This window comes from Haloarcula sebkhae (assembly GCF_014647415.1).
Classification (GTDB): domain Archaea; phylum Halobacteriota; class Halobacteria; order Halobacteriales; family Haloarculaceae; genus Haloarcula; species Haloarcula sebkhae.
The window spans coordinates 101923-119346 of record NZ_BMPD01000009.1 but is presented as its reverse complement, the minus strand read 5'-3'; the positions used below and the strand labels follow the sequence as shown (position 1 = coordinate 119346).

Here is a 17424-nt window from a genome sequence, read left to right as displayed (position 1 = left end):
CCGCAATGTGTCGGTGTATGAGCGATGAAGACGACCTCCGTGCGGAGGTACGGGAACTCCGCGCCGAGGTCGATGCCCTCCACACACGCATCGCCGCCCTTGAGTCGGAGCGAAACACCGACCCGCCTCCGTCCGCCAAGGACGAAGCTGCCAGTACCGCGGTCCGGTCGGACACGGCGGCCGCCGAATCGAGGTCCCCGAGCGATTCGGAGCCAGCACCGGAGACAGGCGAGGCAGCCGACGGCGAGGCCCCACCAGACGAACGGAACTGGGAGCGCAACATCGGGATGAAGTGGCTCGGCGGGGTCGGCGGCCTCGCGCTGGTGGTCGGCGTCGTCTTCTTCATTCGGCTGGCCATCGAGGCAGGCTACCTCGGCCCGCTTGGGCGTGTACTCACCGGCACGGCGGGCGGGCTCATACTGCTCGCTGGCGGCCGGTACGCCGCCGAGGCACAGGGCTACAGCCGGTGGGGACGACTCGTCGCCGGGACTGGCCTCGCAATCGCGTATTTCAGCGTCTACGCAGCCTACGGCTTTGAGTCGTACCGCGCTGCCATCGGGGCGCCACTGTGGGCGGTGCTGCTGGTCTTGACAGCTCTTGTGGCCGCCACCGCGGCGCTCTCGGTCCGGGACCACGCACCGGCTGTCGCCGGCGAGGCGTTCCTGCTGGGATACGTCACTGCCTACGTCGGACTCGACGCCGGTTCCTTCGTCGTCTCGCCGGCCTACGTCGTGCTTCTCACGGCCGGGCTCGTGACCATCGCCGCTGTCCGCCCGTGGAGCCGGCTCGTCCTCGGCAGCGTCCTCCCGGCCTACGTGCTCCACGTCGCCTGGATGAACAGGCTGGAGCCACCCGACACGGTCGCCGCCGTCGTCCTCGCCGCAACGTTCGCTGTCTACGCCGCTGGTGTGTACGTGCTCCGTGCGAGCGACCGAACGGACCGGTGGCACCGCCGACTGGTGGAAGTGACGACCGCGTCCAATGCCGTGTTCGCCGCGATCCTACTGGAAAGCGTCGTTCGTCGCCTTCTCCCGACGGCACCGGACGGGGTAGCTGTCGGCGCAGTCGGACTCGCCCTCGGCGGTATCTACGCCGTCACGGAGTCACGCCTGAGACAGCAAAACAGCGCCGCTGGGGTGCTTGCCGTCGTTCTACTCGCCATCAGTGTCATCCTCGCGGCCGACCCGTTCGCCGAAACCGTCGGCCTCCTCGTCTTGCTCTGTGGGGCGCTGGCGCTCGGAACCAGTCGCGGTGCGGGAGCGGTTCGCATCGGCGGGCACCTCGTCGCCGTCGGAACCGTCGCCAAACTGCTCGCCGTGGACGCGACCAGATTACCGGCGTTCTCGCTTGCGGACCCGCTTGCGACCGTGACGGGACGGCCGGCCACCTACCTGCTAGGAATCGCGGTTTTCTACGTGCTCGGTCGATGGTTTGGCGGGGCATCGACGACGGTACCCGGCATTGACCGCGAACTCCCAGTGGCCGCTCCGTACGCCTGGACCGCGACCGGACTCGCAGTGGTACTTCTGGGACTGGAGCTTTCGGGAGCGAGCCTGTCGGTTGCCTGGGCAGTACTGGGGCTCGCGTTCGTCGGGGTCGGCCTCGCGCTGGACGACCGTGGTCGCCGGCTTCAGGGCGTCGTCGTCCTCGGCCTGGTGACGACCAAGGTGTTCCTCTACGACACGCGGGGGCTCGATACGCTCGCTCGAACCCTTTCGTTCCTCGTGCTTGGCGGTATTCTGCTCGTTGCCTCGTACGCGTACGCCCGCTGGCAGGGCGAAAAGCCGCTCCAGCGACTGTCCGGCTAGTACCGCTGCACGGCACTGATTCGACCACGCGGCCGCCACAAAGGGTTTTGGCCGTGCCTGCCCTCCCTCCCGTTGTGACCGCGTACGACCTCTCGCGCTATCTCAACGTCCGGAGCGCCTACGGTAGTTCGTTCGCGCCGGACGGGACGCTCGCTTTCCTGATGAACACGACCGGCGTCGCCCAGCTCTGGTCGCTCACCGAACCACAGGGCTGGCCCGAACAGTTGACGTTCTACGACGACACTGTGAGTTTCGTCGATTACTCGCCCGAGCGCCAGGAACTCGTCTTCGGCATGGACGAGGGCGGCAACGAGCGAGCGCAGCTATACCGGCTCGACGCGGACGGACACGTCCACGAACTCACCGGGATGCCCGACGCGAAACACCGCTGGGGCGGCTGGTCGCCCGACGGCGAGCGCTTCGCCTTCGCGTCGAACCGCCGCGACGAGGCCGTCTTCGACATCTACGTACAGGACCGCGACGTGACCGGTGACGACGCGGAACTGGTCTGGGAGGGCGATGGCTGGCTCTCGGTGGGCGGGTTCTCGCCCGACGGCGAGCGCCTGCTGGTCAGCGAAGCCCACTCCAGTTTCGATCAAGACATCTACGTGCTGGACATCGACAGCGGCACCCTCAGCCATCTCACGCCACATGAAGGGAAAGTCCGCTACACGAGCGCATCGTGGGGGCCGGAGGGCGATGCAGTGTATCTCGTCACCGACGGCGAAAGCGACACGCTCGAACTGGCTCGCCTCTCGCTCAGCGGCGACCTCGACATCGTCAGATCGGACGACCAGTGGAACATCGACGGCGTCGCGCTCGACAAAGACAGCGGCCGCCTCGTGTACTCGCGCAACGTCGACGGCTACAACCAACTCACCGTCGGCGAACTGACGGGGCCGACGACCATCGAGACATTCCCGACGCCGGACCTGCCGGGCGGGCTGGCCGGGGGCGTTTCGTGGGGACCCGATGCCGAGCGCTTCGCCGTCAGCGTCACTGGCCGGAGGGTCAACACCAACGTGTTCGTCGTTGAGGCCGAAACCGGCCAGAGCAAGCAGTGGACGGCCGCCTCGACAGCCGGCATCCCGCGTGAGACGTTCATCGAGCCAGACGTCGTCAGATTCGACTCCTTCGACGGACGGGAGATTCCTGCGTTGTTCTCGCTGCCGGACGGTGCAGCTAACGAGAGCGGCGCTACCGGCGACACGCCCGTCATCGTCGACATCCACGGCGGCCCGGAGAGCCAGCGGCGCCCGTCGTTCTCGGGGCTGACCCAGTACTTCCTCTCGCGAGGCTACGCCGTCTTCGAGCCGAACGTCCGCGGGTCGACCGGCTACGGGAAGGCTTACACGCACCTCGACGACGTGGAAAAGCGGATGGACTCGGTGAAAGACCTCCGGGCCGGTGTCGACTGGCTCCACGACCACCCGGCTGTCGACCCCGACAGAATCGTGGCGATGGGCGGGTCCTACGGCGGGTTCATGGTGCTTGCGGCCCTGACCGAGTACCCGGAACTCTGGGCAGCCGGCGTCGATGTGGTCGGCATCGCCAACTTCGTGACGTTTCTGGAGAACACCGGTGACTGGCGGCGCGAACTCCGCGAGGCCGAGTACGGCTCGCTCGAAACGGACCGCGAGTTCCTCGAATCTATCTCACCTATCAACAACGTCGACCGTATCGACGCGCCGCTGTTCGTCCTCCACGGAGCCAACGACCCGCGTGTCCCGGTCGGCGAGGCCGAGCAAATCGCCGAGCAAGCAACCGAGCAGGGAGTTCCCGTGGAGAAAATCGTTTTCGACGACGAAGGCCACGGTATCAGCAAACGGGAGAACCGCATCGAAGCGTACACCGCGGTCGTCGAGTTCCTCGACGAGCACGTCTGAGACATCCCCGAGTGCTGTGGCGGACGTGGATTACAGGGATCACAGCCGGCCCATAGGGCGGTTTCAAACTATGAGAGCGTTCAGGCGGATTTATTACGCTGCCGAAGCACCGTTTCGTATGGAGATAGCCGAGCGCTCGCGAGCGCGGGTTCAGGAGCGCCTCGCCCGTCTCGAACAGGAGTTCGGCTCGACGCCGGTGGACCAGACCACCTTTTCGGTGGGTTCGGAGGCGTACCAGCGTGCTGTCGAGCGCTCACAGGAAGGACAGGTGGACGTCCACGCGTTCGTCCACAACGAGTCGGGCGACGTGTTGCTGAGCGACGCTGACGGGTCCTGGGAGATCCCCCAGGGCCAGACACAAGGGGGTGAGCGGCCGGCGGCAGCGGTCGAGCGGGTCGTCACCGAAACGGCCGGCGTCGCGTGTACGATTCGGGACGCGGTTCGGGCGACCATCTGTGGCGTGCGAAACGAGTCGGACCCGGACGCCGAGACGGTGTATCGGCTCAGCATCGTGTTCGACGCCGAAATCAACAGCGCCAAGCTCGACAGCGACGTCGCCGAAACGGCTGACGACGCTGACGCGTCGATCAGGTGGGACGATGCAAGCGATGTCGCGGTCGCAGAACTGGTTTAGATAACGCCGGTAACCGTCGCTGCTTCGATAGCAGCTTCTTCACTCATTCCGTCCCCGAGTACGGTGTAGCGGTCGCGGATCTGGTGGGCCGTGGTCAGCGCTTCGATCACGGTTTCGTCGTCGATACCGAGTTCGTCTGCCGTTGTCGGTGCGCCGATGGCGGCCAGTGCATCTCTGGCGTCTTTCCACTTCCCTTTCTGGCCGCTGTGGAGGTATTCGGTCATGATCGAGCCAACACCGACCTGATGGCCGTGAAGCGCGCCGTCGGGGACGAGCCGGTCCAGTTGGTGAGAAAACAGGTGTTCCGCGCCGCTTGCCGGACGCGAGGAATCTGCAATGGACATCGCAACACCCGAAGAAACGAGCGCTTTCACGACGATCCACGAGGACTCCTCTAGGCCCTGTTTTATTGAGTCGGCACTCTCGACGAGCATCTCGGCGGTCATCTGGGAGAGCGCGCCGGCGTACTCCGAGTAGTGGACGTTCTTGAGCCGATGGGCGAGTTGCCAGTCCCGGACCGCGGTGTAGTTCGAGATGATGTCGGCACAGCCGGCGGTGGTCAGCCGCCAGGGGGCCTCCGCCAGCACCTCGGTGTCGGCGATGACGGCCAGTGGCGGCTCTGCGGCGACGCTGTGGCGCGTGTCACCTTCGGGAACTGATCCGCGACCGGAGACGATACCGTCGTGGCTCGCGGCCGTCGGCACCGAGACGAACCCCAATCCCAGGTCGTCGGCCGCCATCTTCGTGATATCGATGGCCTTCCCGCCGCCGACGCCCAGCAGGAAGCCCGCGTCGATCTCCGACGCGTGGTCGATGACCTGCTGCACGGCGTCGAAACTGGCCTCATCGATGACGATCTCGGATGGGTCGTACCCCTCGTCCTCGAACTGTTCGACGACCCGCTTGCCGGCGACGTCGTGTGGCGTCGGGCTGGAGACAACGAGCGGCCGGCCGGTCAGGTGGAGCTCGCTCACGGCCTCGATTGTCTGCCCGAGGACCCCGTGCCCGACCACGACGTTCCGGGGCAGGCGGATCCAGGTGCGTTTCTCGAACATGGTTGCCTGTCTCCGGGCACGCGTGAAAACAGTTTAGGTGCAACTATCGGCAGTTTAGTTAGTAGACAGAAATCAAGAACAGCCAGCCGCCCCTTTCAGTCCCACCCGTAGCCGGTTGGACAAGCTATGTTGGGCGGGACTTTCTGGCTCGCTGCGGTCGTCATTGCTAAACTAAACACTACCCAACTGTCGACCGGCGACGGTAGCAGCCGAAATCTTTTGACAACTATCACACACCAGTTTTACAAAAACAATTATTAACATCAGCGGGTGGGTGCGCCTGTCATGGCACGTGACACAACTGACGACGGCATGCGAGCGTCTCGGCGGGCGTTTCTGAAAGCGACCGGTGTGGCCACGGCAGCGGCCGCCACCGGCGCAGGTGTTGGGACCGCCGCGGCGCAACCGGACGTCGATTCGCTCATCGGCGACCTCACACTGGAGCAGAAGGCGGCCCAGATGACACAGGTCGCGATCAGCTCCTTCGAGGCGGAGCCGGAGGAATCGAACGTCCCCGACAGCTTCGGGGTCGACACGGTCGGCGAGTACTTCAGTGAACTCGGCGTCGGGTCGATTCTCTCGGGTGGGGCCGAACCGCCGAGCTTCGACGGCGAGACCGTGGTTCAGGGAATCAATGCCCTACAGGAGTATAACCTAGCGAACGCCGACCACGATATTCAGTTCCTCTATGGCGTCGACGCGACACACGGCAACGGCCTGCTGGAGGGGGCAACGGTGTTCCCCCAGCGGCTGAACATGGGTGCGACGCGGGACCTGAGTCTGATCGAGGCGGCCGAACGTCACACGAGCGACTCGACGGCGTCGATGGGGGCACACTGGACGTTCGCACCCACGACGGATCTCCAGCGGGACCCCCGCTGGGGCCGCTTCTTCGAGGGTATCAGCGAGGCCCCGAAACTCGAAGCGGATGTCTCACGGGTACGAGCACAGGCACTTGAGGACGACGACCGGCTGACGGCGTGTGTCAAACACTTCGCGGCTTACTCGGTCCCGAACAACGGCAACGACCGTGCACCGGCCTCGACATCATTGCGCGACCTCCGGACGAACATCCTCCCGCCGTATCGGGAGGCACTGGCGTCCGAACCCGGAACGGTGATGGTCAACAGCGGGTCGATAAACGGGGTTCCGGCCCATGCCTCTCACTGGCTGTTGACGACACTACTTCGGGACACCTACGGCTACGAGGGGATGGTCGTCTCGGACTGGGACGACCTGAGCCGGATGATCACGAACCACGACTACGCGCCCGACTTCGAGACGGCGACGGAGATGGCGATCAACGCCGGCGTCGACATGTACATGATCGGCAACGGCGGCGACGCGCCGGGACCGGTCCAGTTCATCGACACCGTGGTCGGCCTCGTCGAGGACGGTGCGATTCCGATGGAACGCATCGACGAAGCGGTCCGACGAATCCTCGAACTGAAGGCCGACCTCGGCCTGTTCGAGCAGCCGACGGTCGACGAGTCCCGAATCGGAAGCGTGCTCGGCGGCGCACAGGAGACCGCCGAGACGATGGCAAAGGAGTCGCTGGTCCTCCTGAAAAACGACGAGGACACGCTCCCGCTGTCGGGCGACGAGAGCGTCCTGCTGACCGGTCCTGGAGTCGACGGCGAGGGCAACAACACTCGCGCGCTGATGCAACACGGCGGCTGGACGCTCGGCTGGCAGGGGGCCAGCGCCAGCGGCCCGTTCCCGCGCCAGAACCTCCTCGAAGCGGAACTCCGTTCTCGCGTCGGCAGTCTAACGCACGTTCCGACCTCGTACGAGAACACCACCTGGTGGGCCGGCGAGGGGGACGGCGAGAACCAGCAAAGCGACGAGAACGGCAACTTCGACTTTACCGACGAGCAGCGGTCACAGGTCGAGTCGGCTACTCCCGAGTCCGACGCCGTGGTCGTCGTTATCGGCGAAGGGACCCACAACGAGGGGTTCGGCGACCGGGACGAACTGGTGCTCGACGAGTCCCAGCAGGCGCTTCTGGACACCGTCGTCGAATACACAGACGATTCGACGCCGATCATCGGCGTCATGCTCGCCGGTTCGCCGCGGGGGTCTCCGGAGACATTCAGCCAGCTCGACGCCCTCCTGTTTGCCGGCCAGCCCGGCAGCGACGGCGGGGTCGCCATCGCCGAGACGCTGGTCGGCGAGTACAATCCGTCCGGAAAGCTCCCGTTCAGTTGGCCCGAGAACGTCGGTACCACGCCCGTGCAGCACAACCGCTACGACCCGACCTCGACGGGCGCGACGGACAACACCGCGCTCTTCGAGTACGGCCACGGGCTCTCGTACACCGACTTCGAGTACGGCAGTGTCTCGGTCACGCAGCCTACTGTCGGTAACCCGGCCAATCAGTCCGAAGTGACCGTCAGCGTCGAGGTGACGAACGTCGGCGAGATGGCTGGCGAGCACATCGTCGAGGTGTTCAATACCCAGTCATACGGCTCGGTCCTCCAACCGAGACGCCGGCTGCTCGGCTACGAGCGCGTCTCGCTGGCCGCCGGCGAGGCAGCCACAGTGGACGTGATCGCCGACCTGACGGCACTGGAGGTCGTTCCCGGTGACGTACTCGGCCTCGGCCCGAAAGTCGTCGAGGCCGGCGAGTACGAACTCACAGTCGGACAGGACGGCCCGACGGCCACGCTCACCGTCCAGAACACGGCAAGCATCACTGATCCGGACCCCGTTCCGGGCCTCCCAAACGGAGCAGCGGGCAACCCCGGTCGGGGCAATAGTGGGAATAGAGCAGACAACAGTAACAACGGAAACGGCAACGGCAACAACACCAGCCGCGACCCCACCATGGAAGACGTCGTCGACCTGCTCGACGAGGTTCGGAGCGGATCTTGAGGCGGGTCCTGTGACCTGATCCGCGGTGTTCTCGCCGGGACACCGGACCACAGAGAGCCACCCTGCACAGATACACGCCGGTCCGCTCGCACGCCCACAAATAATTATATATGTTCGATTATAGTAGCTAAAACAGCGATCCAGTGACACGGAACCAACCAACATGGTTTGAGCGGTACTCCGATGCCTGACTCCACACGCCAACACGGTGCGACCGTTCTGGATAGGCTCCAGCAGTACGGCCTCTCTGAGACAGAGGCGGAAACGTACCTCGCTGTCGTCGAAAAGGGACCGGCAACGGCCCGGACGGTTGCCGAAACGGCAGGCGTTTCCAAGAGCTACGTGTACGACATCTGTGATTCGCTGGCTGCGGACGGGTTCGTCACCGTTGACGACCATCGGACACCAACGGTCATCCATGCGACACCCCCGTCGGAGGCATTCAGCGCGCTGAAACGCGAACTCGACACGCTGGAGGCGGCGGTACAGACCCGGTACGAGGACAACTCAGCCGAGGACAACTCCTTCGAGGTGGTCAAATCCAGACCGACCATCATCAAGCGCCTGAAACAGCACATCGAAGCCGCCGACTGCGAGGTCGTGCTCCAGATCCCGGCCCGCCGGCTCCCAGAGATCCACGACACGCTCCGCCGTGCCCGGGAGCGGGGCATCCTTGTACTCCTAGCGCTGTCGAGTTACGACGCGGCTACGATGGAGCTGGAACTGGAAGGCGTCGCCAACGCTGTCCGAATCGGCCTCGACGGCGCGCCCTCGTTGCTTGCGACGGACCAGCAGCGCGGGTTCGTCTCCCCGTCGACGATGCTCAGCTGGGACCACGACGAGACGAACGCGATCACGTTCACGCAGGAGGCCGTCGCGGCGGTGTTGATCGGTTCCTACCTGGGCAATTACTGGCCGATCGGCGAGGAGGTCCTCGTTTCACGGCCCCCGTCACTCCCGGCCCGGTACGACATGTTCCGCCCGGTCGTGTTCACGACCGCGCTCGCGCTCCGGGCCGGCGAGTCCATCGTCGCCGACCTGTACGCGCGGCCAACGGGCTCCGACGACGACTTCGAAGTGATATCCGGCGAAGTGGTCGATGTCCGACAGAACCTCGTCGAACCGCACAACAGCGATTTCGGGTTCGAGAATTCGCTGGTCGTCGACACCGGGGATGGGCGTATTACTGTCGGCGGATACGGCGCGTTCTTAGAGGACTACGAGGTCAAGCACACGACGCTCCGCCGGGCGTAGTCCTCACTCTGTCACACGGTCGATGAGCGCTGTCTCCGTGTCCCGGTCAGGGCCGAACTCCCGGCCGGTTCGGTCGTTCTCCCGATGCTCGGCGACGGTCACAGCCAGTGCCGTCTCGTGGGGCGTCGACGACCAGCCCAGCTCACGGAGCTTCGCCGTCGATAGCAGATGCGGCGACTCGCGGTAGATGGGGAAATCATCGGGTTCCAGCCCCGCAGCCCCGAGTTCGCGCTCGCCGACGCCGATTGTCTCGACCTCCGTCTCGTGTACGCCGGCGAGCAGGCCGATCCACTCCCGGAGCGTCGGCGCGTGCTCGTCGCCAACGTTGTAGGCCTCGCCGGCCGTTCCTCGTTCCGCGACGAGTCTGAGCGCGCTGGCCACGTCCTCGACATAGGCCATCTGCCACAGGCTGAGGCCGTCGCTGGGAACCACGATCCGGTCGTACTCGGCTACGCGGTCGACCCAGTAGGCGAAGCGCTCGGTGTAGTCGTGGGGGCCGTACACGACGGTCGGTCGGACGCTCATCGCCCGCACGCCGTCTTCGGCGGCGGCGAACACTTCGCGATCACCTTCGGCTTTCCGTGGTCCATAGGTCTCTGCGCTGTCAGTTGTGGCCTGCTCGGCAGTACAGCCTGCGAGCGGTGTCTCCCCCTCCCGCTTGGGTGTCCGTTCAGCGCCGTAGGCCGCACCGCTCGAAATATACACGTACGCATCGACATCGGCAAACACGTCGGTCGCCACCCGGACATCCTCCGGGAAGTATGCCACACAGTCGACGACCACGTCCGGGTCGACCCGCTCGCGAGCGGTTTCGAGTGTCTCCCGGTCGGTCCGGTCGCCCTCGATGTGGGCGACATCGGTGTCCGTGAACGGATTCTGACGCTGTCCGCGGGTGAGCATCGTCACGTCGTAGCCTGCGTCGCGGAACTCGGTGACTGTGTGCCGACCGATGAACCGACCGCCGCCGATGACGAGGACACTGTCCATACGCCGTGCTCGGACGGGACCAGCAAAACAGTGTGGCTCACCGACAGCGTCTGCCGCGGGTTCGACACACATTGTTTACTGAGGCAGCAAGGTGACTCTCCAGAGATGGACGACAGAGCCGGTAAGATTGATGATTGATGCCCGCTGCACAAGAACCGGCAGTCATCTCTGGCGAACGGTACTGGGAGAAAACGAACGAGACGCTTCCTCGCGTCTGCGGTCAGTTGCCGCCCGTCGCGTTCGTCACGTTTGTCGAGAAGCCTGTATCGGCGCTAGAAGTGTTTCCGCCGCTGCTTCGGCCAGTCTGCAGGATGATGGGTGTCCCTTCGTCGTCAGTCGCCAGAATCACCTTATCCGAATCGTCGATGCTCTGGACGTACTGCTGTTTCAGCACCACCGGGTTGTCCCGAAGCGCCTCACCGCGAATCTCGATGACTCGGGCGTCGGCTTCGGCCTGAATCTCCTGCCGTTCCTTGTCGCGTTTGGCCTGTTGAATCTCGAATTTCTTCTCTTCGACGCGTTGCTTTGCGATTTCCTTGTCGTTGAGCGCCTGATCGTACGAGTCCGGGAGGTCAACAGTACGAACCTGTACCTCTTCGAGGACGAGCGCTTCGCCCTCGAACGCAGATTCGAGTTTCTGCTGTGCTGCCTCGCCGAGTCGCTCGCGGCCGTCGTTGGTGTATATCTCGCTCGTCTGGATACCTGCGGCCTCATCACGGAGCTGCGACCGGACGGACGGTCGGATAAGTCGCTCCTCCGCCTGGCCGACGGTCCGCCATTCAGTGACGAATCCTGATGCGTCTGATTCTTGGATCTTGTACCGGACGGTGATGTCGATGTCGACCGTCGTCCCATTGATCGTCTGGACGGTCACCGCATCGGCTTGTGACGGTCTGTCGCCTTCGCCCTCTGTGTTGGCCATGGTGTAGGTCCGTGGCCGGATTTCCACGTCCTGAACCGAATCCTTGACAGGTACGATGATGTGTGCGCCCGGCTGGAGTTGATCACCGGTTACCGCGCCAAACGATTTCTGGACGCCGACGTGGCCCTCGGGGACTTGATGATAGCCACCGAACAGCGCCGTTGCGACGGCGAGGGCGACAACGACGCTGACGGCAATGCGGAGGCCGCGGCCAACATCGATGTCGATGTCCGACCCGGAATCGGGGTCAGGACCGGGGATGTCACTCATGCTGTGCTCCGATGCGATACGACGGGTGGTTGTACGGGGACCATGTCCAGCACTTTGGCCCGACGGCTATAGGGCCAGCGGTTGATTGTCACAGTGTGGCATCACGGCTCCTGGAACTCGTCCCGAATGTGGTCGCAAGAAAACTGGCTATGACTGACTACAGAGACAAAAACGTCGAACAGCGGTGCTTCAGTCGTCGGTGGAGGCGGCGAAGTCCGCTTCGGTGGCTTCGGCGCTCGGCGCGGCCTTGGCCGGCGGCTCGTTGCGCACGTCGTCGCGCTCGCGGTCGGCGATGACCTCGGCGTAGGCGTCGGGCATCACCTTCGTGAAGTTCTCAACTTCGGTGTCCCAGTCTTCGAGCAGCTCGGCCGCCCGGTCGGAGTCGGTGTAGGCCGCGTGGTTCTCAACGAGCCGGGTGATCATCTGGCGGTCCTTCCCTTCGAGCGTATCGGCCAGTGATACCATGCCGGTGTTTGCCTTCGCTTCGAACTCGCCGTCGGGGTCGTAGACGTAGGCGACGCCGCCGGACATCCCGGCCGCGAAGTTCTTGCCTGTCTCGCCCAGCACGACGATCGCGCCGCCGGTCATGTACTCACAGCCGTGGTCGCCGACGCCTTCGACGACGCCCTTGACGCCGGAGTTGCGGACGGCGAACCGCTCGCCAGCCATGCCGTTGACGTAGGCTTCGCCCTGGGTCGCGCCGTACAGCGCGACGTTGCCGATGACGATGTTCTCCATCGGATCGAAGGAGGCCTGATCCGGTGTGTTCACGACAAGCTTCCCACCGGAGAGGCCCTTGCCGACGTAGTCGTTGGCTGTCCCGGTCAGTTCCATCGTCACGCCCTGTGCGAGGAACGCGCCGAAGGACTGGCCGGCCGTGCCGTCGAAGTCGACCCGGATAGTGTCGTCCGCGAGGCCGTCACTGGCGTGCTCGCGGGAGATGCGGTTCGAGAGTGTTGCCCCGACCGCGCGGTCGACGTTGCTGATATTGGTGTCAATAGCGACCGGGTCACCGCTGTAGATGGCGTCCTCGGCGGCGTCGATGAGGTCCCAGTCGAGCTGTTCGTCGACCTCGTGGGTCTGCTCGCGCTGCTTGTAGCGGCCATCGTTGTCAGCCGGCTCGGCGATGACCGAGGAGAGGTCGAGCTTCTGGGCCTTGGGCTGGCTCACGTCGTCACGCTGTGCCAGCACGCTCGGCCGGCCGACCATCTCGTCGATGGTCTCGAAGCCGAGTTCGGCCATGATCTCTCGCAGTTCCTGGGCCACGAACGTCATGTAGTTGATGACGTGCTGTGGCTCGCCGGGGAAGCGCTCGCGGAGGTTCTCGTTCTGTGTGGCGATGCCGACCGGGCAGGTGTTCTCGTGGCACTGCCGGGCCATCACACAGCCGGAGGTGACCAGCGAGGCGGTCCCGAAGGTGTACCCCTCGGCACCGAGCAAGGCGGCGACAGCCACGTCGCGGCCGGTCTTCATGCCGCCGTCGGTCGTCACCTTGATGCGCGAGCGCAGGCCGGTCGCCCGGAGCATCTGGTTGGCCTCAGAGACGCCCAACTCCCAGGGAAGGCCGGCGTTCTTGATTGAAGTCTTCGGCGACGCACCGGTCCCGCCATCGTGGCCCGAGATATGGACCACGTCGGCGTTGGCCTTGGCGACGCCGGCCGCGATGGTCCCGATACCGTCTTCGGAAACCAGTTTGACGTTGATGTCGGCTTCGGGGTTCGAGGCCTTGAGGTCGTGGATGAGTTGCTTGAGGTCCTCAATGGAGTAGATGTCGTGCAGCGGCGGCGGCGAAATGAGGCCGACGCCCGGCGTCGCGTACCGCACGTGGGCAATCATCTCGTTGACCTTCTTGCCGGGCAAGTGGCCGCCCTCGCCGGGCTTGGAGCCCTGGGCCATCTTGATCTGGAGTTCGTCCGCAGACGCGAGGTAATCCGAGGTGACACCGAAGCGGCCGGAGGCGACCTGCTTGGTCGTACACTCCTTCTCGGTGTCGAACCGTTCGGGCGGTTCGCCGCCTTCGCCGGTGTTGGCGTTGGCCCCGAGCCGGTTCATTGCGATGGCGTTGTTCTCGTGCATCTCGGGCGACAGCGACCCGAGCGACATCGCCGCGGTCTCGAAGCGCTCGACAATGTCATCGACCGGCTCGACATCCTCGATGGGGATGGACTCGCGGTCGGAGTCGAATTCGAGCAGGCCGCGCAGCGTCTGGAGCTCCTCGTTCTGGTCGTTGACCAGTTCAGCGAACTCCTTGTACGTGTCGTAGTCACCCATGCGGACGGCTTGCTGGATCTTGCCGACCGTGTTGGGGTTCCACTGGTGGTGGATACCGTTCGAGCGGAACTCGTACTCGCCCTGGCGGGGCATGTCCGGCTCTTCCTCGCTCCAGGCGATCTCGTGGCGCTGGGTGAGGTCGTCCTCTATCTCTCCGATGCCGATACCCTCAGTCCGGCAGGTCGTCCCCTCGAAGTACTCGGCGACGAAGTCCGAGGAGAGGCCGACGGCCTCGAAGATCTGGGCGCCTTGGTAGGACTCGACGGTGGAGATGCCCATCTTGGCCATCGTCTTCAGGAGGCCGTCCTCGACGGCAGTGATGTAGGCGTCGATGGCGTCGGCCAGGTCCGCGCCGTCCGGCCCGGCGACCAGATCCTCGATAGTCTGGTAGGCCAGGTAGGGGTTGACCGCGCCGGCCCCGTAGCCGATGAGCGTTGCGAAGTGATGGACCGCACGCGGGTCGCCGGATTCGACGACGATGCCGACGTGGTTGCGGAGCCCGTTGCGGACGAGGTGGTGGTGGACGCCCCCGATGGCCAGAAGGCTCGGGATCGGCACGCGGTCCTCGTCGGCACCTCGGTCCGACAGCACGAGGACATCGTGTTCTTTGGCAGCGGCGTCGGCCTCGGCCCGTACGTCCTCGACAGCCTGGCGAAGGTCCCCGTCCTTCTCGTAGGTGATGTCGATGACCTTCGTGGACATGCCGTTGGCGTCCAGATCTTTGATCGACTGGGTCTCCTCGTCGGTGAGGATCGGCGAGTCCAGCACGAGCTGGCGAGCGTGGTCCTGGCTTTCGTCGAGCAGATTGCGCTGGAAGCCCAGCCGGGACTCCAGCGAGGTGACGAGTTCCTCGCGGATGTAGTCAAGCGGCGGGTTCGTCACCTGGGCGAACAGCTGCTTGAAGTAGGTGAACAGCGGGCGGTTGAACTGCGAGAGAACGGACAGCGGCGTGTCGTCACCCATGGAACCGACGGGGTCTTTCCCCTTCTCGGCCATCGGTTCGATGAGGTGGTCGACCTCGTCGTACGTGTAGCCGTACATGGCCTGGTGGCTCCGGAGCGCGTCCGCGGGGTCCCGGGGTGCGTTGTCTTCGCGGTCGGCAACCTCGTCGATGTCGACCTGTTCTTCGTCGACCCACTCGCCGTATTTGTCGTCGGTGATGTCGTCGAACACTTCCTCGTCGGGGATGACGCGACCCTCTTCGGGGTCGGCGAGGAAACACTGGCCGGGCTGAAGCCGGCCCCGTTCCCGAATCTCGCTGGCGTCGTGTTCCAGCGCGCCGGCTTCCGATGACATCACGAGCGTGTTGTCCTCCAGCACGTCGTAGCGGCACGGGCGGAGGCCGTTCCGGTCCAGCACAGCGCCGATGCGGTCGCCGTCGGTGGCTGCGACGAGCGCCGGGCCGTCCCACGGTTCGACCAGCGAGGCGTGGTAATCGTAGAAGTCACGACGGTCACCGGTCACGTCGTTCATCTCGCCGCGCCAGGCCTCGGGGATGAGCATCCGGAGGGCGTGAGGGAGGTCGCGGCCGCCCTGCAGCAGGAGTTCGAGCGCGTTGTCGACGCTCGCCGTGTCAGACTGCTCGGGGTCGTCGATGATGGGCTTGATCTTCTCCAGATCGCCCTCGAACTCGTCGCTCTGGATGTCAGTTTCCCGAGCGCGCATCCAGTTGATGTTTCCCTGAATCGTATTGAACTCGCCGTTGTGGATGACGCGACGATACGGATGGGCGAGATGCCACGCGCCAAGCGTGTTCGTCGAGAACCGAGCGTGGACCATCGCGAACGTCGACTGCATCCGATCGTCTTCGAGATCGGGATAGTAGTCTTCGAGCTGTTCGGCCTTGAGCAGGCCCTTGTACACCACCACGTCGGTTGCGAGCGAAACGACGTAGAAGCGCTCGTGACCGGCCGGTTTTTCCTCCTCAACCGTGTTTTCGAGCGACCGGCGGCCGATATAGAGTTGGTTCTCGAAGGCGTCGCCGGTCTTGCCCGTCGCAGAGGTAACGAAAAACTGGACGATGTCGGGCTCGGATTCGAGCGCCGTCGCGCCGAGGTCGCTGTTGTCCGTGGGAACGTCGCGCCAGTCGAGGACGTCCAGATCTTCCGCGGCGAGTTCCGTCTCAACGAGGTCTTTCAGACTCTCGGCAACCTCGTCGTCCTGCGGGAGAAAGAGCGTGCCGACGGCGTACTCGCCAGCGGGTGGCAGGTCGGCGTCGACTTCGGCGGCGAAGAACTCGTGTGGAATCTGGAGCATGATGCCCGCTCCGTCGCCCGTATCTTGCTCGGCTCCTGTCGTTCCTCGATGTTCGAGGTTGTCGAGGAGTTCGAGTCCGTCCGATACAACCCAGTGGTCGCTGTCGCCGTCGAGGTCCATGACGACCCCGACACCACAGTTCGACCGTTCGTCCGTGGGATCTGCAAGCCCGGCATCGCCTGCAGAGAGACCTGTCTGTCGCTCAACCATGTGTTTCACAACTGGGGATGCCACTATAAGAGGGTAATCCTAATGGTATTAGTGTTGTTTAACCCCACATTAGGGAGTATATATTTATAACTATTGTTGAAGCTGTATCATGGTTAATAAATGATGGTCCGCTGGCTGGCGGTTCACACGCTGTTCAGCCGAGTACGGGTGCGGATGACTGCTCGATACCCGAAACGTATGCTGTCATGTCAGTCGTGGTTAACATCCCGACGACACCTTCCGTTTCATCGACGACCGGAAGATGGTGGACACTGTGGTCGAGCATCAGGCTTGCGGCTGCCTCGACGGGGTCGTTTGCCGTTACTGTAACCGGTTCCGTCGTCATGTAGTCAGACACGTCTAGCGCCGTCGTATCGCCACCCTCTGCGGCGATCTCGACGAAGTCCGTGGAGGTGAGAATCCCTAACAACTCTCCGTCAGCGTCGACAACGACAACAGAGCTGATGTTCTCGTCGAGCATCCGCTTGGCGACCGCTTTCGCGTTCGCATCGGCGGCAACAGTGGTGACAGGCGATGACATAATTCGTCCGACAAACACGTCGTCCATGACAGCAGATAACATAGGACGGGGTATAACCGTGTTGGTTCCGGACATCTACCGATTGCGGCGACAGAGAAATGTATAAGGTCTTAATATTTTTCGCCCGCTACGACGTATACAACCGCTCAATTAGTCGCCCGCCGTCTCCCCGACAGCGCACCCCGACTGATCTCACCACAGAGCTGTCGGCCCGCCACTGATTACCCAGAATGTCCGACACATCCTCGGTTCCCACGACGGTATCTGTTCGCCGTTTGGCGTTTGTATGACCCTAGTCTGACGGCGATTTATATACATAGGGACAGCAGTGGTCATCGGGGGCACGGAGGAAAATGTCACACGCTCCCCGACCCCATCCTTCCTTCATACTGCTAGCTGTCCCTTCGTGAAGAGACGTGCCACCTGAGGTGGCAGTATGCTTCACAGGCGCACAGC

At 64.0% G+C, this 17424-nt stretch carries 10 protein-coding genes; 5 read left to right on the top strand and 5 right to left on the bottom strand.

Annotation, left to right across the window (positions count from 1 at the left end):
• Positions 1-17: 17 nt before the first annotated feature.
• The 3 genes from IEY38_RS19430 to IEY38_RS19420 all read left to right on the top strand — a co-directional run bounded on the left by IEY38_RS19430 (position 18) and on the right by IEY38_RS19420 (position 4328).
• Positions 18-1808, top strand: coding sequence for a DUF2339 domain-containing protein (locus IEY38_RS19430; RefSeq protein ID WP_188980406.1), 1791 nt, complete (start codon positions 18-20; stop codon positions 1806-1808).
• A gap of 74 nt (positions 1809-1882) precedes the next feature.
• Positions 1883-3694, top strand: coding sequence for a S9 family peptidase (locus IEY38_RS19425; protein ID WP_188980404.1), 1812 nt, complete (start codon positions 1883-1885; stop codon positions 3692-3694).
• Between the two features lie 118 nt (positions 3695-3812).
• The gene (locus IEY38_RS19420; protein WP_188980402.1) at positions 3813-4328 is read left to right on the top strand and encodes an NUDIX hydrolase; all 516 of its coding nucleotides are present in this window, start codon (positions 3813-3815) and stop codon (positions 4326-4328) included.
• Here IEY38_RS19420 and IEY38_RS19415 read toward each other — a convergent pair.
• Positions 4325-5383: an NAD(P)-dependent glycerol-1-phosphate dehydrogenase gene (locus IEY38_RS19415; protein WP_170098164.1), complete on the bottom strand. Its 1059-nt coding sequence runs from the start codon at positions 5381-5383 to the stop codon at positions 4325-4327. The two genes, IEY38_RS19420 and IEY38_RS19415, sit on opposite strands and share 4 nt — an antisense overlap.
• A gap of 285 nt (positions 5384-5668) precedes the next feature.
• Between IEY38_RS19415 and IEY38_RS19410 the strand changes: the two genes are divergently transcribed.
• Both IEY38_RS19410 and IEY38_RS19405 read left to right on the top strand, forming a co-directional pair.
• Positions 5669-8257 carry a glycoside hydrolase family 3 protein gene (locus IEY38_RS19410; RefSeq protein ID WP_188980399.1) on the top strand — a complete coding sequence of 863 codons (2589 nt, stop codon included), beginning with the start codon at positions 5669-5671 and terminating at the stop codon, positions 8255-8257.
• A 183-nt stretch (positions 8258-8440) separates the two neighbouring features.
• Entirely contained in the window at positions 8441-9511 is a 1071-nt protein-coding gene (locus IEY38_RS19405; RefSeq protein ID WP_188980398.1) for a TrmB family transcriptional regulator, read from the top strand.
• A 3-nt stretch (positions 9512-9514) separates the two neighbouring features.
• Here IEY38_RS19405 and IEY38_RS19400 read toward each other — a convergent pair whose 3' ends face one another.
• The 4 genes from IEY38_RS19400 to IEY38_RS19385 all read right to left on the bottom strand — a co-directional run bounded on the left by IEY38_RS19400 (position 9515) and on the right by IEY38_RS19385 (position 16995).
• Positions 9515-10498 (bottom strand): NAD-dependent epimerase/dehydratase family protein, encoded by a 984-nt coding sequence (locus tag IEY38_RS19400; RefSeq protein ID WP_188980396.1) that lies wholly within the window; start codon positions 10496-10498, stop codon positions 9515-9517.
• A 220-nt stretch (positions 10499-10718) separates the two neighbouring features.
• Entirely contained in the window at positions 10719-11690 is a 972-nt protein-coding gene (locus IEY38_RS19395; protein ID WP_188980394.1) for a prohibitin family protein, read from the bottom strand.
• A gap of 189 nt (positions 11691-11879) precedes the next feature.
• A complete protein-coding gene (gene gltB, locus IEY38_RS19390; RefSeq protein WP_188980392.1) occupies positions 11880-16427 on the bottom strand; it encodes a glutamate synthase large subunit in 4548 nt (1515 codons plus the stop codon).
• A gap of 154 nt (positions 16428-16581) precedes the next feature.
• Positions 16582-16995, bottom strand: coding sequence for a CBS domain-containing protein (locus IEY38_RS19385; protein ID WP_188980390.1), 414 nt, complete (start codon positions 16993-16995; stop codon positions 16582-16584).
• Between the last annotated feature and the right edge of the window lie 429 nt (positions 16996-17424).